This window comes from Desulfobacterales bacterium, from assembly GCA_034520365.1.
Lineage (GTDB): Bacteria > Desulfobacterota > Desulfobacteria > Desulfobacterales > Desulfosalsimonadaceae > M55B175.
Map to the genome: position 1 here is coordinate 742,893 of JAXHNP010000007.1, position 22,219 is coordinate 765,111.

At 55.1% G+C, this 22,219-nt stretch carries 17 protein-coding genes; 7 read left to right on the forward strand and 10 right to left on the reverse strand.

The genetic code is table 11. The features are described 5' to 3' along the window. The first annotated feature begins 224 nt into the window (after positions 1-224). The gene (locus U5L07_17485; protein ID MDZ7833541.1) at positions 225-1,757 is read left to right on the forward strand and encodes a R3H domain-containing nucleic acid-binding protein; all 1,533 of its coding nucleotides are present in this window, start codon (positions 225-227) and stop codon (positions 1,755-1,757) included. Positions 1,758-2,273: 516 nt separating this feature from the next. Continuing rightward, positions 2,274-3,734, forward strand: coding sequence for a S1 RNA-binding domain-containing protein (locus tag U5L07_17490; protein MDZ7833542.1), 1,461 nt, complete (start codon positions 2,274-2,276; stop codon positions 3,732-3,734). Positions 3,735-4,040: 306 nt separating this feature from the next. Here U5L07_17490 and U5L07_17495 read toward each other — a convergent pair whose 3' ends face one another. From U5L07_17495 to U5L07_17515, 5 genes are all read right to left on the reverse strand, one after another. After that, positions 4,041-4,451 carry a Zn-ribbon domain-containing OB-fold protein gene (locus U5L07_17495; protein ID MDZ7833543.1) on the reverse strand — a complete coding sequence of 137 codons (411 nt, stop codon included), beginning with the start codon at positions 4,449-4,451 and terminating at the stop codon, positions 4,041-4,043. A gap of 20 nt (positions 4,452-4,471) precedes the next feature. Continuing rightward, positions 4,472-5,653 carry a propanoyl-CoA acyltransferase gene (locus U5L07_17500; GenBank protein ID MDZ7833544.1) on the reverse strand — a complete coding sequence of 394 codons (1,182 nt, stop codon included), beginning with the start codon at positions 5,651-5,653 and terminating at the stop codon, positions 4,472-4,474. 59 nt (positions 5,654-5,712) lie between these two features. Then, a complete protein-coding gene (locus U5L07_17505) occupies positions 5,713-6,480 on the reverse strand; it encodes a 3-hydroxyacyl-CoA dehydrogenase (GenBank protein ID MDZ7833545.1) in 768 nt (255 codons plus the stop codon). A 192-nt stretch (positions 6,481-6,672) separates the two neighbouring features. Beyond that, a complete protein-coding gene (gene polX / locus U5L07_17510) occupies positions 6,673-8,403 on the reverse strand; it encodes a DNA polymerase/3'-5' exonuclease PolX (protein ID MDZ7833546.1) in 1,731 nt (576 codons plus the stop codon). Between the two features lie 164 nt (positions 8,404-8,567). After that, positions 8,568-9,071, reverse strand: coding sequence for a four helix bundle protein (locus U5L07_17515; GenBank protein MDZ7833547.1), 504 nt, complete (start codon positions 9,069-9,071; stop codon positions 8,568-8,570). Between the two features lie 138 nt (positions 9,072-9,209). Between U5L07_17515 and U5L07_17520 the strand changes: the two genes are divergently transcribed. The 3 genes from U5L07_17520 (at position 9,210) to U5L07_17530 (ending at position 12,515) form a co-directional block, all read left to right on the forward strand. After that, the gene (locus tag U5L07_17520; GenBank protein MDZ7833548.1) at positions 9,210-11,093 is read left to right on the forward strand and encodes an alpha-amylase family glycosyl hydrolase; all 1,884 of its coding nucleotides are present in this window, start codon (positions 9,210-9,212) and stop codon (positions 11,091-11,093) included. 141 nt (positions 11,094-11,234) lie between these two features. Then, the gene (locus tag U5L07_17525; GenBank protein MDZ7833549.1) at positions 11,235-12,311 is read left to right on the forward strand and encodes a mechanosensitive ion channel family protein; all 1,077 of its coding nucleotides are present in this window, start codon (positions 11,235-11,237) and stop codon (positions 12,309-12,311) included. A 60-nt stretch (positions 12,312-12,371) separates the two neighbouring features. Beyond that, the gene (locus U5L07_17530; GenBank protein MDZ7833550.1) at positions 12,372-12,515 is read left to right on the forward strand and encodes a hypothetical protein; all 144 of its coding nucleotides are present in this window, start codon (positions 12,372-12,374) and stop codon (positions 12,513-12,515) included. A gap of 162 nt (positions 12,516-12,677) precedes the next feature. Here the strand turns inward: U5L07_17530 and U5L07_17535 are convergent, their stop codons facing one another. The 5 genes from U5L07_17535 to U5L07_17555 all read right to left on the reverse strand — a co-directional run bounded on the left by U5L07_17535 (position 12,678) and on the right by U5L07_17555 (position 18,754). Next, on the reverse strand, positions 12,678-14,003 hold the full coding sequence (locus U5L07_17535; GenBank protein ID MDZ7833551.1) for a (Fe-S)-binding protein: 1,326 nt from the start codon (positions 14,001-14,003) through the stop codon (positions 12,678-12,680). 126 nt (positions 14,004-14,129) lie between these two features. Then, positions 14,130-15,785 (reverse strand): hydrogenase iron-sulfur subunit, encoded by a 1,656-nt coding sequence (locus U5L07_17540; GenBank protein MDZ7833552.1) that lies wholly within the window; start codon positions 15,783-15,785, stop codon positions 14,130-14,132. After that, positions 15,782-17,020 (reverse strand): FAD-dependent oxidoreductase, encoded by a 1,239-nt coding sequence (locus U5L07_17545; protein ID MDZ7833553.1) that lies wholly within the window; start codon positions 17,018-17,020, stop codon positions 15,782-15,784. The genes U5L07_17540 and U5L07_17545 overlap by 4 nt, the downstream gene beginning before the upstream one ends. Positions 17,021-17,109: 89 nt before the next feature. Further along, complete coding sequence (locus tag U5L07_17550) at positions 17,110-18,033, reverse strand: methylenetetrahydrofolate reductase (protein ID MDZ7833554.1); 924 nt, start codon at positions 18,031-18,033, stop codon at positions 17,110-17,112. Positions 18,034-18,076: 43 nt separating this feature from the next. After that, complete coding sequence (locus U5L07_17555) at positions 18,077-18,754, reverse strand: methylenetetrahydrofolate reductase C-terminal domain-containing protein (protein MDZ7833555.1); 678 nt, start codon at positions 18,752-18,754, stop codon at positions 18,077-18,079. Between the two features lie 896 nt (positions 18,755-19,650). On the opposite strand from U5L07_17555, the gene U5L07_17560 reads away from it, so the two are divergent. Next, positions 19,651-20,187 carry a GerMN domain-containing protein gene (locus U5L07_17560; protein ID MDZ7833556.1) on the forward strand — a complete coding sequence of 179 codons (537 nt, stop codon included), beginning with the start codon at positions 19,651-19,653 and terminating at the stop codon, positions 20,185-20,187. Then, the gene (fusA, locus tag U5L07_17565) at positions 20,184-22,217 is read left to right on the forward strand and encodes an elongation factor G (GenBank protein ID MDZ7833557.1); all 2,034 of its coding nucleotides are present in this window, start codon (positions 20,184-20,186) and stop codon (positions 22,215-22,217) included. The genes U5L07_17560 and fusA overlap by 4 nt, the downstream gene beginning before the upstream one ends. The last annotated feature ends 2 nt before the right edge of the window (positions 22,218-22,219 follow it).

Genomic DNA, 22,219 nt, shown 5'->3' on the forward strand with positions numbered 1-22,219 from the left:
CGGTTTAGAGGTTGTCATTCCGAGGAGCGCGAGCGACGAGGAATCTTAAATATAAGATTTCTCGCTGCCGCTCGAAATGACAGTACCGAGGGATTTTGAAGACCTTATTGAGTTACTTTCTGCAAAAATACCGTCGCGGCGGATTAGGCCGCTGCTTATGAAACTGTCGAGAAAAAGTAAATTTTTACTTACGGTTAGAGGCAAAATTGGGATTGGAGCCAGTCATGCAGCCCTATCAGATAACATCGCCGGATGACATTGAACTGCTGCTGTCCGTGATGCCGCCGGATATTCGCGGGGCAGTCGATCAGATCAATCCCCAGGACGAATTGATCGAGATCGTTCTGGATCTGGGCCGGCCGCCGGAAGCCCGGTTTCCGGGCGGCATGAAGGTTTTGTCCGATGAAAATGTAACCCAGGCGGCCATCGACTATGTGGTGGAGCGGGTCGGCCGGTTCACCCGGGACAACCGGGCCGGCATCGAGCGGACCCTGCACCGGATATCGGCCATCAGGAACCGTCTGGGCGCCATTGTGGGGCTTACCTGCCGGGTGGGCCGCGCGATTTTCGGCACCGTGGATATCTTGCAGGATGTGATTGAAAGCGGCTCGTCTATTCTGCTGCTCGGCCCGCCGGGCGTGGGCAAAACCACCCTGCTGCGCGAATCCGCCCGGGTGCTGGCCGATGAGATGAACAAGCGGGTGGTGATTGTGGATACGTCAAATGAGATCGCCGGTGACGGGGATGTCCCGCATCCGGGCATCGGCCGGGCCCGGCGGATGCAGGTGCCGTCCACCGACCGCCAGCACGCGGTGATGATCGAGGCGGTGGAAAACCACATGCCCGAGGTGATCGTGATCGATGAAATCGGTACCGAGGCCGAAGCGCTGGCCGCGCGAACCATTGCGGAGCGCGGTGTGCAGCTGATCGCCACCGCCCACGGCCGAAGCCTTGAGAATCTCTTGCAGAACCCCACACTTGCGGATCTCCTGGGCGGGGTTCAGTCCGTGACCCTGTCCGACGAAGAGGCGCGGCGCCGGCGGACGCAGAAGTCGATCCTCGAGAGAAAAGCCCCGCCCACGTTCAATGTACTGGTTGAGATTCTGGACCGGGACCGCCTGGCGGTCAATTATGCCCTGGCAAACGTGGTGGATGCGCTGTTAAAAGGCACGCCGGCAACCCCGGAGCTAAGAATCCGCCATGACGACGGGCGGGTGGAGACCCGGGCCGGTGAGGGGCCGGCCGAACCGACGGGAATGGGGAAGGTGCCGGATTATGCGCCGTCCAAGGACCGGCCCCTGCGTATTTTTACCTACGGCGTGAGCCGCAAACGCCTGGAGCAGGCGATTCAAAAGTTTCGCGTGCCGGTTCAGCTGGTTGCCGATCTGGAGCGGGCGGACATGGTGCTTACCCTGAAATCCCAGGAAAAGCGAAAACCCCGGCAGCTGCTTGAGATTCAGAAAAAGGGGGTGCCCCTTCACGTGATCAAAAGCAATACCGTGACCCAGATTGAAAAATTCATGCAGAGCGTTTTCGGCGAAAACAACGGCGATACCGAGCCCGGGGAAAAACCGCAGGCGCTGTTTGAGGCCGAGGAAGCGGTCAGCCGGGTTTTTGAAAAAGGCCTTCCCATCGAATTAACCCCCCGCTCCCCCTATGTACGCCGCCTTCAGCACGAGATGATTGTCCGCTACGGGCTGATCACCGAAAGCCGGGGCCAGAAGAACAACCGACGCGTGGTGATATATCCGTTCTAACCGAACAGAGGTATTAAAGGGCATTGGTTTTCTGCATATTGGTCGGCACGGTGGCCGACCCTACGTAATTTCTGCGTCATATTGGTCGGCACGGTGGCCGACCCTACGCAATTTCTGCATTAACCCTCGTAGAAGGGCAGGCTAACGTACCTGCCTGAAGCCGACCCTACGTAATTTCTGCGTCATATTGGTCGGCACGGTGGCCGACCCTACGCAATTTCTGCGTTAACCCTCGTAGGGCAGGCCACCGTGCCTGCCTGAAGACAGATAAAACAAATTTACCGTGGCCTGTCCCATTGCAAACCGGTTTTTTATTGTTATTTTATTATGTAATCCCGGAATAATCGGTAATCGGTTCATTGCTTAGGGGCAAGGCGGTATGCGTTGATTCATTGCTTCAGTCGCTGGTGAAAATGGATGTCGCTTGGATGATGCGAGGCATCTTGTCCCTTATTGGATAGGATGCTTTTTTTGTTGGTCGATTGGCGGGATAAGTCAATTTGGAGGTGCATACATATGTATACGGAACATACGGAATATAGCAGGCAGGCGGACGGTTTTTCCCCAAATGAATCAGCGGAGCCGGGGATGGATGAATTTTCGGAAATGAGCGGCGAAGACCTGATGGCCGTTTATGAGCAGACATTCAAGGAATTTAAGACCGGTGAAATCGTCGAGGGGGAAGTGGTTGATATGGATAATGAGCGGGTGCTCATCGATATCGGCTACAAGACAGAGGGCGAAGTGCCGAAGGCGGAGTTCCTTGATAATAACAGAGAGTTTCATCTGAATATCGGTGATCGGGTCCAGGTGGTGCTGGTCCACAAAGATGAGGACGGCTATCCGGTGCTCTCCCGGCATGGGGTGGCACAGGTCCGGCGCCTGGATGAGCTGCAGAAGAAGTATGATTCCGGGGAAACCGTAACCGGTAAAATCGTTTCCCGGAAAAAGGGCGGTTTTATCGTGGATGTGGGCATATCCGCGTTTCTGCCGGCCTCCCAGCTGGATGTGAAGCGAATCAATGATTTTGATGCCTGGCTGGATACGGAGCAGGAGTTTAAGGTGCTGCAGTTTGACCGGAAAAGTGAAAATGTGGTGCTATCCCGGCGCGTGCTTTTGGAAGAGGCCTATCAGCGCGAAAAGGAAGCGGCCATCAAGCGTATCCACAAGGGCGATGTGATTGAAGGCACCATCAACAACATTACCGATTACGGCCTGTTTGTGGAGTTAGGCAGTATTGTCGGGCTGGTGCATGTCAGCAATTTGGGCTGGACAACCATGAAGCACCCGGCCAAATTATATGACGTGGGTGAGAAGGTTTCCGTTAAGGTCCTGGATGTGGATGAGAGCAGCATGAAGGTGACTTTAGGCACGAAGCAGCTGATGCCCAATCCCTGGGATACCCTTCATGAGCGCTATCCCGTGGGCTCGGTGATCGAGGGCAATGTCAAAAAGGTGACCGATTTCGGCATCTTTGTGGCCATTGAGGAAGGCATCAACGGCCTGGTTCATGTTTCCGACTTGTCCTGGACCGAGGAGATCAAGTCGGCGGCCCAGCATTATAAGCGGGGCGATACGGTGACCGCTAAAATCCTGGATATTGACCGGGAGAACCAGCGGGTCCGCCTGGGCGTTAAGCAGCTGTATCCGCATCCCTGGGAGGAAGTGGCCCGAACCTATCTGCCGGGTACCCCGGTAACCGGAAAAATCATTAACATCACCAGTTTCGGGCTTTTCACGGAAATAGATGAGGGCGTCCAGGGCCTGGTCCATGTTTCCGAAATTCCGGCTAAAAAGGGGGGGAACCCCCTTGAGCAGTTTGAGGTGGGACAAACCATCGAGGCCCGCGTTATCGAGGTGCTGCCAGAAGAAAAAAAGATAAGGCTCAGCTTAAAGCCGGAGCCGAAAGAAAAAAGCGAACTGGGCCAGATGCTGCGCGAGAAGTTTGCGGAAAAGGGAGCAGGCAGCTCGGAGTAGTCTGTTCCGCACTGGACTGCTCTGTGCTCCCCTGGTGGCTTTTTAATAAGCGGTTTATAGCGCCGCCAAGGCATTTTTGCCGAAAGTAACTAAAAAAGGCCCCCATAATCCGTCCATACTGTCATTTCGAGCGTCAGCGAGAAATCTTTAAGATTCCTTCGATACTGTCATTTCGAGCGGGAGCGAGAAATCTTTAAGATTCCTCGTCGCTGGCGCTCCTCGGAATGACAGAGGCGGAACGTTTTGGAATAACAACAAATATTTTTTGCTTTGCTGTTATCCCAAATCGCTTTTTTCCCTATGCCCTTAATCAGCAAACCTAAATGCCGGCCGGGCGGCCGGGCCGTCCGAATATTTGTCCCCGGGAAAAATCCGGGTCCCCATCTGGACGGGCCTGCCGATCAGATCCAGGGAAGCCCGGGACGGGTCCAGATCATAGAGATTGCCCATAATCCAGGGCCCTTCCTCAAGTTCCACCAGTACGATGATATAGGGGGCTTCACTTTCCCGCCCCTCGGCCGCCACGTAGACCGTGGTATAGGTTGTGATTTTTCCCTTGCCGCTTAATTCCGTCACGTCCAGATCAAAGCCCGTGCAGCTGCTGCAGCTCATCTGCGGCGGGCAGGTCACTGTGCCGCATTCTTTGCATTTCAAGCCCATGAGTTTATTCTTCATGAGCGCCTTATGATATTCTTTAAATGAAAGTTTGTATTCCATTTTTGCCCTCCTATGTTTCGTTAGACGCCTGTCTGCAGGATCAAGTTGCTGATAATGCCGTCGCCGCCCAGGGTGTCCACCAGCCCGGTTTTGGCGCCTTCCACCTGGCGCCCTTCGGCCGCCATATCCCCTCTTAACTGACGGACCACCTCACAGGTCTGGGAGGCGCCGGTGGCGCCGATGGGGTGTCCCTTGGCCTTTAATCCGCCGGAAATGTTGATGGGGATTTTCCCGTCGATCTTGGTCTCGCCCTTTTCCCAGAGTTCGCCGCCTTTGCCGTTTTCCGCAAAACCCATGTTTTCCGCCGCGATAATGCTGGCAATGCTGAAGCAGTCGTGGAGTTCGCAGAGGTCGATGTCCTCCGGGCCGATGCCGGCCATATCATAGGCCTGTTTGACTGAGAGCTCCCGGGCCCGAATCCGCGGCAGGAAAGGCGCCTGGGCACTCATTTTAGGGGAGGAGGCCTGGCCGATGCCGGTGATGTAGACCGGTTTGTCGGTAAGCTGTTTGGCTTTTTCTTCAGAGGCCAGCACCAGGACGGCCGCGCCGTCGGAGAAGGGACAGCAGTCTAAGAGCCTTAAGGGGGAGGCCACCACAAAGCCCTTGGACACCTGATCCATAGTGATTTCCTTGTGCTTGAACTGCGCGTGCGGGTTTTTGGTGCCGTAGAAATGGGACTGCACGGATATCATGGACATCTGCTCCCGGAGCCGTTCCATGGCAACCTCGTATTTGTATGCATAAAGATTGGCCAGCAGGGCGAAGTAAGCGGGAAACGTAATACCTGCCGGAAACTCATATTTAGCGTCGCTGCCCATGGCAAAGGTCCGGGTGGCGAGCGGCGTGCCCATGGCGGTGGCCTTTTCCGTGCCGCCCACCAGCACCACATCATAGAAGCCCGAGGCCACCCACATGAATGCGTCCCGGATGGCCAGGGTGGCGGACGCGCAGGCCCCCTCGAACCGGGTGGCGGGCACGTGATGGCAGCCCAGTTCATTGGCGATATAGGATTGAATCATGCCCTGGCCTTCGGCAAAGTCGCCGAACACGTTGCCGCAGTAAAGGGCCTGGATATCCTTCGGGACGACCGAAGCCTCCTGCATGGCCTCGGTCCCTGCCTCGCAAAACATTTCAACCTCTGTTTTCGGCGCATCGGACATAAAATCGGTATGCCCGGTGCCCACGATGGCAACTTTTCTCATGGTAGTCTCCTTTGAAGTTATTAAAAACATCCTTTAAGTCCACAAACCCTACACCCTTTTTATTTCGCCGGCATCCTGAGGGCGGAGTCCAGCCGGATGGTCTCGCCGTTTAGCACCGGATTGGCGATAATGGACTGAACCATCTGCGCAAATTCCGAGGGCTTGCCGAAGCGCGACGGAAACGGGAGCTGGGCTTCCAGGGACTCCCGGACCTTATCGCCCAGGGCCGCAAACATCGGGGTGTCAAACAGCCCGGGCGCGATGGTGATCACGCGGATGCCGTGATCGGCGAATTCCCTGGCAATGGGCAGCGTCATGCCGACAATTCCGGCTTTGGAGGCGGCATAGGCCACCTGGCCCACCTGGCCTTCAAAGGCGGCGACAGAGGCGGTGTTGATGACAATGCCGCGCTCGCCCTCTTCATTCGGGGTGTTCTCGATCATGTGCGGGGCGGCCAGCCGGATGACGTTGAAGGCACCCACCAGGTTGACCTGGATGGTTTTGGTGAATTTATTGAGATCCATGGGGCCTTTTTTGCCGACCACCTTGGCCGGGATGCCGATACCGGCGCAGTTGATGACCCCGTTGATCGCGCCGAACGCATCCATGGTTTTCTGAACGCCGGCCTGAACCGAGGTCTCATCCGAGACATCCGTGTGACAGTAGATGGCCGCATTTCCCAGTTCCTTTGCGAGCGCCTCGCCGTTTTCATCCGAGAGATCGAAAATGGCGGCATTTCCGCCGTCCGCCACCAGGCTGCGCACTGTGGCCTCGCCCAGTCCGGACGCGGCGCCGGTGACAATAAATGTGTTTCCCTTGACCTCCATTTTAAAGCCTCCTTTCCTCAAGTATTGCGTAATGATTCTATGCCTGATGCCATTAACTTAAGTTTTGAAGTGAGCGCGGCTGTCATTTCGAGCGGCAGCGAGAAATCTTTTAACTGGATAATTTTTAAGATTTCTCGTCGCTATCGCTCCTCGAAATGACATGCGGAAGGAGCTCAGTTAATGACACTTACTCTATCCTCTTTTCAACGCCGTCAAAAGCTCCGTTAACGGCCGCGTGTTGAGCACATCGTTTTTGGTCAGCCACCCGCGGCGGGCCTCGGTGACGCCGTTTCGGATGTAATTGAGGTTGTCCGTGCTGTGGGCGTCGGTTGAAATAACGATTTTAACCCCCCGCCCGGCCGCTGTTTTGCAATAATTATGCGGCAGATCCAGCCGGTCGGGCTGACTGTTTAATTCAATGGTAATGCCGCGCTGCCGGGCGGCGTCAATAATGGCCTCAAGGTCGACATCCATTGGCTCCCGCCGGTTGATGAGCCGGGCGGTGGCATGGCCCAGGATTTGAAAATAGGGGTTGTCCATGGCCCGGATGATCCGCTCGGTCTGTTTGGGCCCGGCCAGCCGCTGCTGGTAATGCACCGAACCGATGACCACGTCAAGTTCCTTTAAAACCGCATCCGGCAGGTCAAGACGCCCGTCCGCCAGAATGTCCACCTCTATGCCTTTGAGGATCGTAATGCCGTCTGTTTTCTCATTGATTTTGTCGATTTCGGCCATGTGGTCCCGGAGCTGCTTTTCATTGAGCCCGCCGGCCATGGCCACCTGCCTGGAATGCTCGGTAACGGCAAAATATTCGTAGCCGCGTTTTACGGCTGCCTCGGCCATCTCGGAAATGGTGTTTCGGCCGTCGCTTCTGAGGGTGTGCAGATGCAGATCCCCGCGGATGTCTGCGACGGTGATCAAATCCGGCAGGGCACCGGCTTGGGCCGCCTCGATTTCGCCCATGTTTTCCCGGAGTTCGGGCTCGATATAGGAAAGCCCCACGGTTTCATACACGGCTTCTTCGGTCTCGCCGGCGATTCGCTCCTCATTTCTGTACACGCCGTATTCGTTTATTTTTAAATCCCTTTCAACGGCCAGCTTGCGCACGGCCACGTTATGGGCTTTGGAGCCGGTAAAGTAATGGAGCGCCGCGCCGTAGCTCACCTGCGGTACAATCCGCAGATCCACCTGCAGCCCGGAGCGCAGGTGCACCGAGCTTTTGGTCTGCCCGTGGGCGTCGATCCGGGCGACGTCTTCGAACTCCACGAACGCCTTCATGATGTCGTCTTCATGGCCCCGCTTGCAGGTTACCAGCATGTCAAGGTCCCCCACGGTCTCCCTGCCGCGGCGGAAACTGCCGGCAATGGTGACCTGCTTGGCGCCTGCCTGGTTTCTGATGTGCTCGGCCAGAGCGGCGGCCACGGGTTCCGCATCGCTGTACAGGATCCGCTTGCCGGCATCTTTTTTCAGCTTGCCGATGGAGTTTAAGATTTTTTCCTGGCTTTTTCTGCCAAAACCCTCAAGTTCGGCGATTTTACCGGTTTGGGCGGCGGTTTTGAGCTCCTCCACGGTGGAAACGCCAAGTTTATGGTAGATGGCCGCCACTTTTTTGGGGCCCAGGGCCGGAATCGCCAGCAGATCGAGCAATGTGGGCGGGAGTTCGGTTTTTAGTTCCTGAAGGTCCTCAAGCTGGCCGGTCGCCACAATTTCTTTTATTTTTTCGGCAAGATCCTTGCCGATGCCCCGGAACCGGGTCAGATCGGCTTCGTCCTGCACCAGTTTGTGCATCTGTTCGCTCATGCCGTCTATGAACCGGGCGGCCTCCCGGTAGGCACGGACCCGGAACGGATTGACCCCCTTGACTTCCATGAGATCGGCCACCTGGTTGAAAATATCCCGGATTTCCTTGTTTTGGACGCTCATCTGCCAGCCCTTTGGGGTTCGATCAAAATTTTAATCTAATATATTATACCTCCACCGGCAACACGAAAAAGGTAGCGGAAACCATAGGGGGTTATCTATTGCACCTATGGCGTGACGGTAAATTTGTTCTAACCGCAAAATCCATACCCCCGGTCCTGTTAACGCTAAGGTTGGGATTCGTTTTCTTCGCTATCGGGATCGAAATCCAAATCGAAATCGCTATCGGGATCGGGATCGATGCTGTAGACTTCCTGATCCTCTCGAACTTGGTATCCTCTTCCGCCGAGACGGCTGAGCATCGCGGCCATACGGTCGAGTTCATCCTTGCGGTTCCGGCTTTCCATCTTGTCCAGCGCCTTGCCGACAACCAGCACATCTTGAATCGCCGCGCACTCAAGCGCGGAGCCACGAGCGATTTCGAAATAACGCCTTCGGTCGGCTTCCGCGGTCTTGCCATTACCTTCGGCGATATTGAGCGGTATCGACTGGCTGGCCCGAAGCCATTGATCCCGGGCGGGCCGATGGACTCCGTTCAGGCTGTCGGCCTTCTCGTAAACCCATGCAACGTAGCCTATTGAAAGGCGATAGACGTCCAGTTTTTCGTGTCCAAGGTTCATATTTTTTTCGATCCCGATCCCGATTTCGATTTCGATTTGGATACAGAACAAATTAGCCCTGCCTATGGCGCGACCGGGTATTGACATTTATTTTACATTCGTTATTTTTGACTACTTATGAATGGCGACTGGATACAACGACAGGCGGAAAAATCTCTTGAGCGGCTGATACCGCGGATACGGCCGGTAATGGGCCCGGAGGATGAGATCCATCAGCAGCTGTGGGAGGCTTTTGAAACCAGGCTGCGCCGGGAATGGGAACGTCTGTTCCGGCTTTTGGTGAATCTCTATGGGTGGCAGTATGATTTTTTCTATCATCTGGAGCAGATTCTCGCCACAGCCTTGCGGAGCTGGTCAGAGCGGCCGGATTATCTCAAGCGGCTGGACGCGGCCCGGGAAGAAAATCCCTTCTGGTTTCAATCCGAAGAGATGGTCGGCGGCGTGCTGTATGTGGATCTGTTCAGTGACAAGCTGGCCAGCTTGCCTGAGCATATCACCTATTTCAAGCAGACCGGGCTGACATACCTGCATCTGATGCCCCTTTTTGCCGTGCCGCACGGGTACAACGACGGCGGCTATGCGGTGAGCGACTACCGGGCGATCAATCCGGATATCGGGACCATGGAGGAATTGTCCGCGCTGGCCCGGATTCTTCATGACGAGGGGGTCAGCCTGGTGCTCGATTTTGTCATGAATCACACATCGGATGAGCACATCTGGGCCCAGCGGGCGAAATCCGGTGATTCGGATTTTCAGGAGTATTATTACACCTTTCCGGACAGAACGCTTCCGGATCAATACCAGCGGCATCTGCGGGATATCTTTCCGGATAGCCGGCGCGGCAGTTTTACCTGGAATCCGGACATGGGCCGGTGGGTATGGACCACCTTCCAGAGCTTTCAGTGGGATTTAAACTATGCCAATCCGGCCGTGTTCCGGGCAATGGCCGAGGAAATGCTGTTTCTGGCCAATGTGGGCGTACAAGTGCTTCGGCTGGACGCGGTGGCCTTTATCTGGAAGCGGCTGGGCACGGACTGCGAAAACCAGCCGGAAGCCCACATGATTATCCAGGCGTTCAACGCCCTGGCCCGGATCGCCGCGCCGTCTCTTTTGTTTAAATCCGAGGCCATCGTGCATCCGGATGAGGTGATCCGCTATATCGGTCCGGAGGAATGCCAGTTGTCCTATAATCCGCTTTTGATGGCGCTTCTCTGGGAAGCCCTGGCCACCCGGGAGGTCAAGCTTTTAAATAATGCCATGAAGAAGCGGATTCGGATCCACCCGGAATGCGCCTGGGTCAATTATCTGCGCTGCCATGATGATATCGGATGGACCTTTGATGATGCGGATGCCCGGGAGGTGGGCATTGACCCGAAAGGCCACCGGCAGTTTCTAAATGAGTTCTATACCGGCCGGTTTCCCGACTCCTTTGCCCGGGGCATGCCGTTTCAATACAATCCGGATACGGGGGATCTGCGGATTTCCGGCACCCTGGCCTCCCTGGCGGGGCTTGAAGCCGCACTGGATGCCGGGGATGATGGGCTGATTGAGGCTACCGTGCGGCGGATCAACCTGCTGCGCAGTATCATGCTGAGCGCCGGCGGTATTCCCCTGATCTATCTGGGTGATGAATGGGGTATGTTAAACGATTATACGTTTCTGTCCGACCCGGCCAAAGCCGCAGACAGCCGGTGGGTGCACCGTTCGCGCCAGCGGTGGGCATCCGGAAAGGATTTGAACAATGCGGAAGCCCTGGAATGGCGGTTTTACAATGAACTGTGCCACCTGATCGGGATTCGCAAAAAACTGCCGGCGCTTAGAAATGGCTATATGGAGGTGTTTGACACCGGAAACGTCCATTTGTTCGGTTTCATCCGGGAGTATGTCGGCCAGCGGCTGGTGGTGATCAATAATTTTTCGGAATTTGAGCAGCCCCTGCCGCAGTCTCAGCTAAATACCGCCACTGCAGCTACGCAGTTCGTGGATCGGGTGACCGGCCATTCCTTCCCAAACGGCGAGGGGCTTACACTGTCGCCCTATCAGTTTTTGTGGCTGGAGTGCCTGCCCGCCTGACCTTCCTTGCTTGTTATATAGTTTTTTTGCAATGCGAATCAGCAGGGGTTAGATTTTGATTGATTTTACTGTCAATTTAGGTTTTTGATCCGGAACGGATTTTCAAACACCGGAGGCTTTTAGATTGAAGGGAGGTGGGGCATGATGGAATTTCTGGAATTTTCGGTTTTGGGCAATTCAATAACCCTGTGGGCTGCAGCCCTGGCCACCCTGCTCGTTTTGAACCTCGTGTTTAACGTGCTGAAGCGATGGATAGTCAAACGCTTCGAGGCCGGCCGGATGTTTATCAGAACCAATATTTCCGGGGTGCTGGCGGAGATCTTCCAGCGGACCAAGCGGATTGTGCTGTTTCTGCTGGCCCTGCTTCTGGCCTCCCTTTGGCTGGAGCTGCCTGCTCAGGCCATGGTGCTTATTGAATCCGTGGCCTTTGCGGCCGTGCTCCTTCAAATCGGTCTTTGGGGCCATTATCTCGTTTACGCCGGGCTTAAGGAGTATGTGGGCCGAAGGGTGGAGGATCCTTTGACCAGTTCCGGGGTCACGGTGATGACCCTGTTCGGCCGGTTTGTGCTGTGGTCGGCGGTTTTGCTGGTGATTATGGAAAATATCGGGGTCAATGTCACCACCCTGATCGCCGGTCTGGGCGTCGGCGGTATTGCCATCGGCCTGGCCACCCAGAATATTTTAAGCGACCTGTTCGCCAGCCTCTCCATTCTTTTGGATAAGCCGTTTGAAGTCGGGAACTTCATTATTGTCGGGGATCATCTGGGAACGGTGGAGAAAATCGGTCTGAAAACCACCCGGCTGCGCAGCCTGGGCGGGGAGCTGCTGGTTTTCGGCAACAGTGATCTCCTTTCCAGCCGAATCCGCAATTATGCGAATTTCTGGGAGCGGCGCGTGGTTTTTTCATTCGGGGTACTCTATGATACCCCGTCGGAGAAGCTTAAAAAAATACCGGAAACAGTTCGACGGATTATCGAGAATGTTGAGCAAACCCGGTTTGATCGGGCCCATTTCAAGGAGTTCGGGGATTTTTCATTGAATTTTGAGGTGGTCTACTACGTGCTGAGCCCGGATTACGCGGTTTATATGGATATCCAGGAAAAGATCAACCTGGGGATTTTTGAGGCGTTTGAAACCGAAGGTATCGGGTTTGCCTTCCCCACCCGGACGATTCATATTGCCAGCGAGCCGTCCCGGAATGTGGCCGAACCCAGTTGAAAAGGATGAGGAAGAGGAAGCATATGCCGGATAATAAATCCATCCCGCCGATACTGGCTCATGAAGTCCGAGCCGTCTGCATTTTCGATTAAGGACCTGAAAAATTCCCCGGACGGCACCGCCTGCGGGGAACGGGGTGCGGTTGCCGAATCCGAATGGCAGACCGTTTTAAAGATGGCCGGTATTTTTGACCCGTTGGCCTGACATGTCATTTGGTTCTTTTTTTGTCAAGCCGTCTCAATCCAATGAAAAGGTTGGGTTGAGCTTGCGAAACCCAGCATTTTGGCTAATTCTATAAAGCAATAAAAAAGGGTGCCGGAAAGGGCACCCTTTGAATTTAATAAGAGTATAATAAGAATTTTACATCTACATCTCTGCCTGTTCCGGGTGGAACATGTTGACATCCTTCAAGTCATCGCCCAAGTACTCCCGTTCATTCGGCCCGAGGATGCCCATGGCCAGGCACAGGATGGTCCAGAGGTGGACGGCGTGGTATTTGCCCTCAAAATGCTCGGTCAAGTCGTGGATCTGCGCATGGCAGTTATGGCAGGCTGTGATGCAGTAGTCCGCGTCCGTAGCCACGATCTGATCGTGTTTGACTTTGCCGAATGACCGGCGCTGCTCGGTATAGCCGGCCTGAAGCGTCCCGCCGCCGCCGCCGCAGCAGAAGTTGTTGGATTTATTCGGGGTCATGTCGATGAAGTTTTCCTCGCCGACCGCCGTCTTGAGCACAAAGCGGATGTCGTCGGCCGCCGCGTCCCCGTAAGTTTTGCGGATGATCTGGCAGGGGTCCTGCACGGTGAATTTGACCTGGAGATCCTTGTTCCAGTCCGAGTTGACTTCAAGCCGGCCCTCCCGGATCCATTTGGCGTAATATTGATAGATGGTGGCAATTTCCATGTCGCCCTTGTCGATGTTGTATTTTCTCAGTCCTTCCAGGACTGCAAAGGTGACGTGCCCTCATTCGGTGTTGAGGTACGTTTTGCACCCCAACTCCTTTGCCTGATTGATGGATGTTTGCACAATATGTTTCCAGCCCTCGTCATCGGCAAGGAACATGCAGTAGTTTTCACCGCCCCAGCCCTTGCTGCCGTAAGTCCAGTCAACCCCGGCCTTGTGAAGAATCTTCCACAGGGGAAGCAGTTCATCCGGCTCTGTGACCGGTTCCCGGGAATTCTGGTTCAGGAAGAATTCTGCGCCCTGCTTGTCAATGGGTGCTTGCATATCCTTGAACTCGGGCTGCGCTTCCCGGTATTCTTCGAGCAGGTCTCCCACAACAAACTCAAAATCTTCGGGTGATGCGCCCATGGCGCTGCATGAGTCGTTTCTTAAGGCCATGTCGCAGGAACCCAGAATTCCCTTGGGCCGCTTTTCCCGGGGCCAGCTTTGCCGGGCAAAAAAGACCAGCCGCGGAATGTCGATTTTCATCGGGCAGACATAGATGCAGCGCTGGCACATGGTGCAGTGCCAGACCCAGTCTGTGGTGGTGACCTCTTCGTCAAGCCCTAAGGCCGCCATCCGAAGAAATTTCCGGGGATCCATGCCGTCTAAGCCGGTGGCCGGGCATCCCGAAGAGCATGCCCCGCAGGTCAGGCAAAGGTTTAGATTGCCTCCTTCCGGTAGGACTTCCTTTACCTTATCAATAAAGGTGCTTTGTTTTTTCCCGCCTAATTTGATTGCCGCCTCTCCCATATGGTTTTCCTCCAATTATTCTGTAGATCCGTCTGTCGATCCGGCTGATAAGTTCCGAAAAACAGTAACTTTCAGCATAAGGTGTTATAAATTTAATCTCATTGAACAAAAAGGTCAATGGCCTTTTTATCCGATTCGGCGCTCCATTTCAACAGCGATTTTTGCAAAATCCGGGGCCATGTTTGATGCCAGGGTCACAAATTCGAGCCGGTTTTTATCAATACCCGTCTCCTCAAGCATCCGGTAGGCATTGGCGATCCGCCACCGGGCAAATGTGGTGCCGGTCTCGGATTTGCAGTTGCCCGGGTGGCAGGCCATCACCAGAACCCCGTCAGCCCCCTCGATCAGCGCGGTCAATACGTAGTGGATATCGACCTTTCCGGCACATGGCACGCGGATCATGCGAAGCCCGTCCGGCACCTGGTATTGAAAAAGCGCGGCGGTTTTGCCGGCTTCAAGGGATGAGTTCTCGCAGCAGAAGGCGATGATCTTCGGCGCCCCGTTTTTCACCGCCGATACCGCGGTCCGGATTTGCTCCGTGATTTCATCATCCGCATATCCGGTGACCTGAATGGCCTCCTGCGGGCATTCGCTGGCGCATATGCCGCAGGCCTGGCAGGCGACCGGCGAAATCACCGCCTTGTCATCCCAATAGATGGCCCCGTGCGGGCAGCAGCGGAAGCAGGTAAGGCAGGTGACGCACTTCTCCCGGTCCACCACGGCCCGGAATCTGGGAACTTCCCGGGTGCCGTCGCCCAGAAGCTGTTTGAGCTGCATCACGGTGTTTTCCACATCCGTCCAGGCATCGGAGAGGTTTTGGATGTCCCGGCTGGAGCCCACCACATAGATGCCCTCCCGGTTTGAGTTGACCGGGAAGCGGTGAATATTGTCGGTTTGCAGAAACCCCATAGGGCCCAGGTCGATCCGCAGGATCTCCGCCAGTTCGGGATTTATCTGGTTGGCGGTCATGGCCTCTTCGACCACCACAAAATCCGGGTCAAGTTCAATATCCGAGCGGACCACCGGATCATGGAATCCGATCACCGGTGCATCCCCCTGCTGCACAATGGACGGGGCCGCGTTTAATTTGAAATAAATGGCCCCTTTGTCCCGGCCCTCTTTGTAAAGGCGCTCCAGGTTATCGCCGGCCACTTTGATGTCGTTGATGTATACATAGGGGGTGGCGCCGGAGCCGGAGGCTTCAGCAACAGCCAGGACCCCGTCAAGGATCCGCTTCATGAGCAGGGGGTTGCCCTCCTGGGCAAACCCCGCCAAAAATGCCACGGCCGCCTGGTCGCCTTTCAGTTTGTTTTGAAATTCCGCATCAGTAAGTTTTTCTTCAAAATCGGACAGGGTGAGCACTTTATCGGACAGCTCAAGGCCGTAAATATGGTTCAGCGGGGCGGAGACGATATCCGTGGCCACGACCACCGCGCCGACCGTTTTCTCCAGTGCTTCGCCTTGGCTGGTGAGCCGGATGGTAAAATCCCCGGTCACCCCGGCGGCCTCATTGATATCCGCCTCGGGCAGAAATTCGATCCGCTCATCTGCAGCAACCGCGTCCTTTAATTCCTTGAGCTGGTTTTCCATGGGGGCGGCAATCCCCAGCAGCGAGAACCGGTTTAGGTTATCGGCCTCCTCCTGATCGGCCAGGATGACATGAAAGCCGTTTTCTGCAATGGCCCGGGCCGCTTTAAGCCCCGTATAACCTCCGCCGATGACCATTACATCCGTTGCAATCTCAATTTTTTCAGTTTCTTGGGTGTTTTTTGCGGTTGTCATTTGGTCACCCCCAGGTATTTCAGCACTTCCCCCGCCGCCTGGCCGGCATGGGCCATTGAACCGGCAATGGTATTCGGGCCGCTGGCGGTGCCGGCAACAAAAATGCCGTTTTGTGAAGTGATTGATTGGTTGAGCGCCTCCGCATGGGCGAAGAATCCATCTGTGTCCAGTTCAATGCCTAAGAGGTCTGAGAGGCTTTGATTGTCCGAATTCGGCATAATTCCGGTAGACAGCACCACCAGGTCAAAGGTTTCCATGGCTGGTGCGCCCTGGGCTTCATCAAAAATCCGAAGCGTCATGCGGTCGTTTTCTTCCGGAAAGATATCCACCGGAATGCTGCGGATGAACCGGAAGTCCGACTTACAGACCTGGTAGAAGGCCGGGAAGTTTTTACCAATATTCTGAATGTCCATGTAGAAGATGGTGATGTCCATATCCGGTGATTTGTGTTTAGCCGATCGCGCGGAGCGCAAAGCATAGGGGCAGCAGACCCGGGAGCACCACAAGTGCCCCAGCCGTTCATCGCGGCTGCCCACGCATTGGATAAAGGCCACTTTTTCGGGGACCTGCTTGTCCGTGGGGCGGAGAATCATTCCGTGTTCGCGTTTGATCTGCTCCATCTCCAGGCCGCTGACCACATTCGGGTAATCCGCATACCGGTAGGTGGGTTTCTCGTTCGGATCAAAAGGCTCAAATCCGGTGGCCACGATTACGGCATCCACGCTAAGGGATGCCGATTGCGCCGCGGCATCCACTGAAATCGCCCCTTCGGGGCATACGGAGGCAAAGAAATCGCGGTGCTGCTGAACGCCTTCTTCCGTAATCACGTATAACGGGTGATTGTTTTTGCTGTATCCCCGCAGCACCAGTCCTTCCGCCGGCGCCTGGGTGAAGCAGAGGCCGCAATTGGTGCATTTTTTTGGGTCGATATAGCGGGGGGCCGTTTTAAGGGTGGCCGAGAACTTGTGGTTGTCCGAATTGATCGCTTCAACCGTGGTTTTGGGGTGCAGTTGAATGGTCGGTGTTTCAGTGACGGCCTTCAGGGTTTTCTCAACGGCACAGGCACCGCACTGGAGGCATTCATCCGTGGCTTTACAGGTGTAACCGATGGCATAGCCGCCCATAAAGCCGGTTTTTTCGACCAAATGGACGTTCACACCGAATTCGGCCAGCTCTGTGGCGGCCGTCAGGCCGGCGATGCCTCCGCCCATGATCATGACTTGTTTGGGTTCCATTTTCTATTGAATTCTCCTTTTTGTCCTTGGCGGCGGCAGTATGGACGGATCTTGCCATTCATGCGTCGCAGATATCATGGGTTGCCGGGTTAAACCTCGGGTCTTGGCAGCATGCCCGCCATCTCGGCGATTTCGGGCACGCGGTGCTCCCACTCGATGGCCATCAGGTGGATGCCGGAGATCCCTTCCATCTCCTTAAATTCCTGGATCTGCTCGCAGGCGATGGCAATGCCTTCTTTGCCCTGTTTTTTCTTTTCCACGCCTTTGAGCCGGTTGATGATTTCATCCGGCACATCCATGCCCGGCACCTTGCTCTTCATGTATCGGGCCATACCAAGGCTTTTCATGGGCGTAATCCCGGCCAGGATGTAGACCTTTTCGGTCAGTCCCATATCCCTCGCCCGTTTGACCCATTCGCGCATCTTCTCCATATTATAGATGCACTGGGTCTGGATGAAATCCGCGCCCGCGTTGATTTTTTTGGCCAGCCGGTAGACGCGCCACTCAAAGGGCTCGGCAAACGGGTTGGCGGCTGCGCCGATAAACATCCGCGGCGGGTCATCGATCTCCTGGCCGTTTAAGAACTTTCCCTCCTCCCGCATGGTGGAGACGGTTTGAATGAGCTGCATGGAGTCAATGTCGAAAACGCCCTTGCACTGGGGGTGATCCCCGAACTGCTGGTGGTCGCCGGACAGGCAGAGCATATTACGGATGCCCATGGCGTAGGCGCCGAGAATATCGGCCTGCATGGCCAGGCGGTTTCGGTCCCGGCAGACCATCTGGTAGTTGGGTTCCAGGCCTTCCTGAAGGGCCAGGAGGCTCGCCGCCCAGCTTGACATCCGGACCACGGCGGTCTGGTTGTCCGTGATATTGACGGAATCCACCACGCCTTTCAGCGGTTCGGCCTTTTTGCGAATGGTCTCGATATTGGCCCCGCGCGGGGGGCCCAGCTCTCCGGTAAACGCAAAGTGACCGGCTTCCAGTATTTTTTCAAGTTTACTTCCAGATTTCATGGCTATATCCTTTTTCTTTATCGAATCTGTCTGGTGTTGGGTGCTATTTTGTTGATTCGTGGCGCTCCTCGTAACCGGGCTGAATCAGCGTCTGGGGTTTTTGATTCCGCCAGTCGTTGGCCGGACAGATTTCGATGATTTTATCAAGTCGTCCCTGTCTGGCCAGCCGTTCATAAATCATCTGCCAGGCACAGGGCTGGTCATTATGGATCTCGCAGCTGCCGTCGTTGGTGCCGCCGCAGGGACCGTTAAAAAGGCTTTTGGCGCACATGGTGACCGGGCAGATGCCGGCGGTCATGCCGAGCACACAGCTGCCGCAGGCTTTACACCGTTCTTCGTACCATCCCACATCCTGGTTGACGCCGATAAAGGTGGTGTCCACTGCGGGGAAAACCGGCGTGTCCGGAAATCGCTCGGCCAGAAACTGGATGCCGGCGCCGCAGGCCATGGACAGGAGGGCGTCATATTCCGGCACGAGATTGTCGAGTTCATCCAGAAATTCCCGGTCGCACTGGCGCTGGACAGTGGCCTCACCGAATTCAGCGGAATCGGGTTCGGATTTCTGGCTGAGTTTCAGTTCAGCCGCCAGCACGCCGACTTCCTTTTCACCGCCGGTCAGGCATACCGCCACACATGTGCCGCATCCCACGACAAGGATTTTTTTGTAGCCCTGGATCAGGCTTTTAATTTCATCAAATGGTTTACGCTTGGCCACGATCATGAGGTCGTCCTCCTCAATACACTTTTTCAGCGGTTTGCCGGAAAAATTTTGCCCGCCGGTAAGCCGCGTTCACAGGTGGTTTGGCAGGCCCTTTTGAAAAGGGCCGCCAAGTTTGCTAACTTATAAAAATCATAATAAAAATTCAAAAATAAAAGATTAAATATATGACACGATTGTTTTGACAAAGTCAAGCAAAGTTCATGGCAAAATATTCATAATATGTGCCGGATAAACGGGATCTTGTTTAAGTTGCGGCAGTTATGGGTATATACCCACAAATAAAAAACATCCATTTCAGCGGGCATGGTTTTATGCAATTGACAGTCCACGATAAATTTGTTCTATCTATTTTTCAGGCGGGCACGGTGGCGCGCCCTACGCGACAATGCCGACATTTTGTAGGGTCGGCCACCGTGCCGACCTTACATGCGATAAGCCCCATGGTTATGGGGTTTCTCGCCAGAACAAATTCGCCGTGATTGACAGTCGGGTCATGCTGACATAGATTATGACAATTTTTATGGCTTCGTAAAAAGAAATTAATAGCGTCGCGGCGGCGGAAACCGATTTTTGGGAGACGCCCAATTTAGGTCAGATTAAGTGATCTAAAAGTAACCCACCCGGAGCCGCCCGGTACCGAGCTATAAATAACTTTAAAGGCACTGAGGCTGAGGCACTGAGGCACTCAGGCACTAAGGCACTAAGTTTGTATAACATTGAGCTGTGAACCGTGAACTGTGAACCGTGAACGACTTAAAGCATAAAGTTTTGATTTCCTTAACCTTAAACCGTATACCTTACACCTTAAACCGTTAAGTTACTATTGGTCCCGAGAAACAGATATGATAACAAGTATGGCCGCATACATAAAAATTGGCCCGGCCAGGATGGTGCGGATGTTTTTTTTGACCGCTCTGATCGTTTTCTGGCTATGCGCTGTCGGGGTATGCCAGGCGGCCGGGCCGCCGCTTGAGGGCGGTGTTGAGCAGATTCTGCCTGAGCCCGAGGATGCGGACTATCCGGTTTATCTGTATTTTGTTGACAAGGGCAATGCGCATCTGGTCAGTGAGGCCAGAAATATACGTAACAATACCGATCCGCAGGCTTACTGCCGCCGGATCGTCCAAGCGCTTATAAACGGACCGGACGCTGAACTGGTGCGCACCATCCCGTCGGATACCCGGCTGCGTGCGGTTTATATAACATCCGATCATACCGCTTATGTGGACTTGGGCGCAGGGGTGGCAAACAGCCATTCTGGCGGGGTCCGCACGGAGCTGATGACGGTCTATTCGATTGTTAATACGCTGATATTGAATGTTTCTGCCGTGGACCGCGTGAAGCTGCTCATTGACGGGCAGGAAGCCGATACCCTGGCCGGGCATATCGATATCCGATTTCCATTAAACGCAGATATGTTGTTGGTACGATGAAACCAAGCAGAAAAATTGATAAAATTCGAAACATTGGCATTGTCGCCCATATTGATGCGGGCAAGACAACCGTGACCGAGCGGGTGCTTTTCTACAGCGGCCGTTCGCACAAAATCGGCGAGGTCCACAACGGGGAAGCGGTTATGGACTGGATGCCGGATGAGCAGGAACGGGGCATCACCATCACGTCCGCGGTGACCGCCTGCCGCTGGAAGGACTGGGAGATTCAGATTATTGATACGCCCGGGCATGTCGACTTTACCATTGAGGTGGAGCGCTCCCTGCGGGTCCTTGACGGCGCGGTCGGCGTGTTCTGCGCGGTCGGCGGGGTGGAGCCCCAGTCCGAAACCGTGTGGCACCAGGCGGATAAGTATCTGGTGCCGAAAATCGCCTTTATTAACAAGATGGACCGGGTGGGTGCGGATTTTTTCAATGTGGTGGAGATGATAACGGAGCGGTTAAATGCCAGCCCGCTACTGATCCAGCTGCCGGTGGGCAGTGAGGACCATTTCCGGGGGGTAATCGATCTGTTGAAGATGCAGCAGATGACCTGGGAGACCAGTGACCCCAGGACCCCGATTCATACCACGGATATTGACCCGGAGTTCATGGAGTCGGCCGCGGCGTACCGGGAAAAATTGGTCGAGCAGGTGGCTGAAACCGATGACGCCATTATGGAGGCATTTCTCGAGGAGCGGGAAATTCCCGTGCAGGAGCTTGTTGCCGCCATCCGCCGCGCCACCCTGAATCTTTCCCTGGTCCCGGTGTTGTGCGGGGCCGCGTTGCGCAACAAGGGCATTCAGCCGCTTTTGGATGCGGTCATCGACTTTTTGCCAAGCCCGGTGGAGGCGCCTCCCATCGAGGGCATCCATCCGGACACCGAGGAACCCCTCTCGTTTTCCGCCAAAGAGAAGGGACCGCTGGTGGCGCTTATTTTCAAGGTCTCGATGTTTGAGGGCCGCAAACTTTCCTTTGTCCGGGTCTACAGCGGTTATCTGAAGGCGGGCAGCGAGGTTTACAACCCCACCCTTAAACGCAAAGAGAAAATCTCCCGAATTTTAAAGATGCATGCCAACAAGCGGGAGCGGCTGGATGAAGCCGGTCCGGGCAGTATCGTCGGCGTGGTGGGCCTGAAAGATTCCGGCACCGGCCAGACCCTCTGCCAGGCGGATGAGCCGGCGCTGCTGGAGGCCATCGAGTATTACAAGCCGGTGATCTCCGTCTCCGTGGAACCCAAGACCCACGATGACCAGGAGAAGCTCGATCACACGCTTTCCAAGTTAATGGATGAGGACCCCACCCTTCATGTCAAGCAGGACGAGGATACCGGCCAGACCATATTGTCCGGCATGGGCGAACTCCACCTGGATATTGTCATCAGCCGGATGAAGCGGGAGTACAACACCAATGTGAATGTGGGCAAACCCCAGGTGGTATACCGGGAAACCATGGCGCGGGAGGCGGCCGGATCCGCGGAGTTCGACCGGGAAATCGCCGGCGCCCGGCATTATGCCCAAGTGCAGCTCACCGTAAAACCCCTTTCCCGGGGCAGCGGGACGGCGTTTCGCTCCAAGGTCTCAGATGCGCAAATACCGGATATCTACATTCCCGCGGTTTCCCAGGGCGTCCACGATGCCATGGAATACGGTGAGCTGATGGGGTATCCGGTGGTTGACGTGGAGGTGGTCTTAACCGGCGGGAGTTTCAAGGAACATTTGTCGTCGGAATTGGCGTATAAGGTGTGCGCGACCATGGCCTGCCGGGAGGCCTTCAGCAATGGAGAGCCCTATCTGCTGGAGCCCATCATGGACACCGAAGTATTCGTGCCGGAGGATTTTATGGGCGAGGTGATCGGGGATTTAAACGCCCGGGGCGGCAAAATTGACTCGATTTCCGCCAAAGGCGAGATTCAGGTCATCTCCGCCAGTGTGCCGCTTTCCAGGATGTTCGGCTACTCCACCGCCCTCCGATCCGCCTCCCAGGGCCGCGGCAATTTTACCATGAAGTTCTCGCATTTTGATAAGGTGTAAGG

Excerpts from the sequence above, each read along its gene's own strand:
- U5L07_17485 (MDZ7833541.1), top strand. The coding sequence starts at position 225 with ATGCAGCCCTATCAGATAACATCGCCGGATGACATTGAACTGCTGCTG.
- U5L07_17490 (MDZ7833542.1), top strand. The coding sequence starts at position 2,274 with ATGTATACGGAACATACGGAATATAGCAGGCAGGCGGACGGTTTTTCC.
- U5L07_17495 (MDZ7833543.1), bottom strand. The coding sequence starts at position 4,451 with ATGGAATACAAACTTTCATTTAAAGAATATCATAAGGCGCTCATGAAG.
- U5L07_17500 (MDZ7833544.1), bottom strand. The coding sequence starts at position 5,653 with ATGAGAAAAGTTGCCATCGTGGGCACCGGGCATACCGATTTTATGTCC.
- U5L07_17505 (MDZ7833545.1), bottom strand. The coding sequence starts at position 6,480 with ATGGAGGTCAAGGGAAACACATTTATTGTCACCGGCGCCGCGTCCGGA.
- polX (MDZ7833546.1), bottom strand. The coding sequence starts at position 8,403 with ATGAGCGTCCAAAACAAGGAAATCCGGGATATTTTCAACCAGGTGGCC.
- U5L07_17520 (MDZ7833548.1), top strand. The coding sequence starts at position 9,210 with ATGGGCCCGGAGGATGAGATCCATCAGCAGCTGTGGGAGGCTTTTGAA.
- U5L07_17525 (MDZ7833549.1), top strand. The coding sequence starts at position 11,235 with ATGATGGAATTTCTGGAATTTTCGGTTTTGGGCAATTCAATAACCCTG.
- U5L07_17530 (MDZ7833550.1), top strand. The coding sequence starts at position 12,372 with ATGAAGTCCGAGCCGTCTGCATTTTCGATTAAGGACCTGAAAAATTCC.
- U5L07_17540 (MDZ7833552.1), bottom strand. The coding sequence starts at position 15,785 with ATGACAACCGCAAAAAACACCCAAGAAACTGAAAAAATTGAGATTGCA.
- U5L07_17545 (MDZ7833553.1), bottom strand. The coding sequence starts at position 17,020 with ATGGAACCCAAACAAGTCATGATCATGGGCGGAGGCATCGCCGGCCTG.
- U5L07_17550 (MDZ7833554.1), bottom strand. The coding sequence starts at position 18,033 with ATGAAATCTGGAAGTAAACTTGAAAAAATACTGGAAGCCGGTCACTTT.
- U5L07_17555 (MDZ7833555.1), bottom strand. The coding sequence starts at position 18,754 with ATGATCGTGGCCAAGCGTAAACCATTTGATGAAATTAAAAGCCTGATC.
- U5L07_17560 (MDZ7833556.1), top strand. The coding sequence starts at position 19,651 with ATGTTTTTTTTGACCGCTCTGATCGTTTTCTGGCTATGCGCTGTCGGG.
- fusA (MDZ7833557.1), top strand. The coding sequence starts at position 20,184 with ATGAAACCAAGCAGAAAAATTGATAAAATTCGAAACATTGGCATTGTC.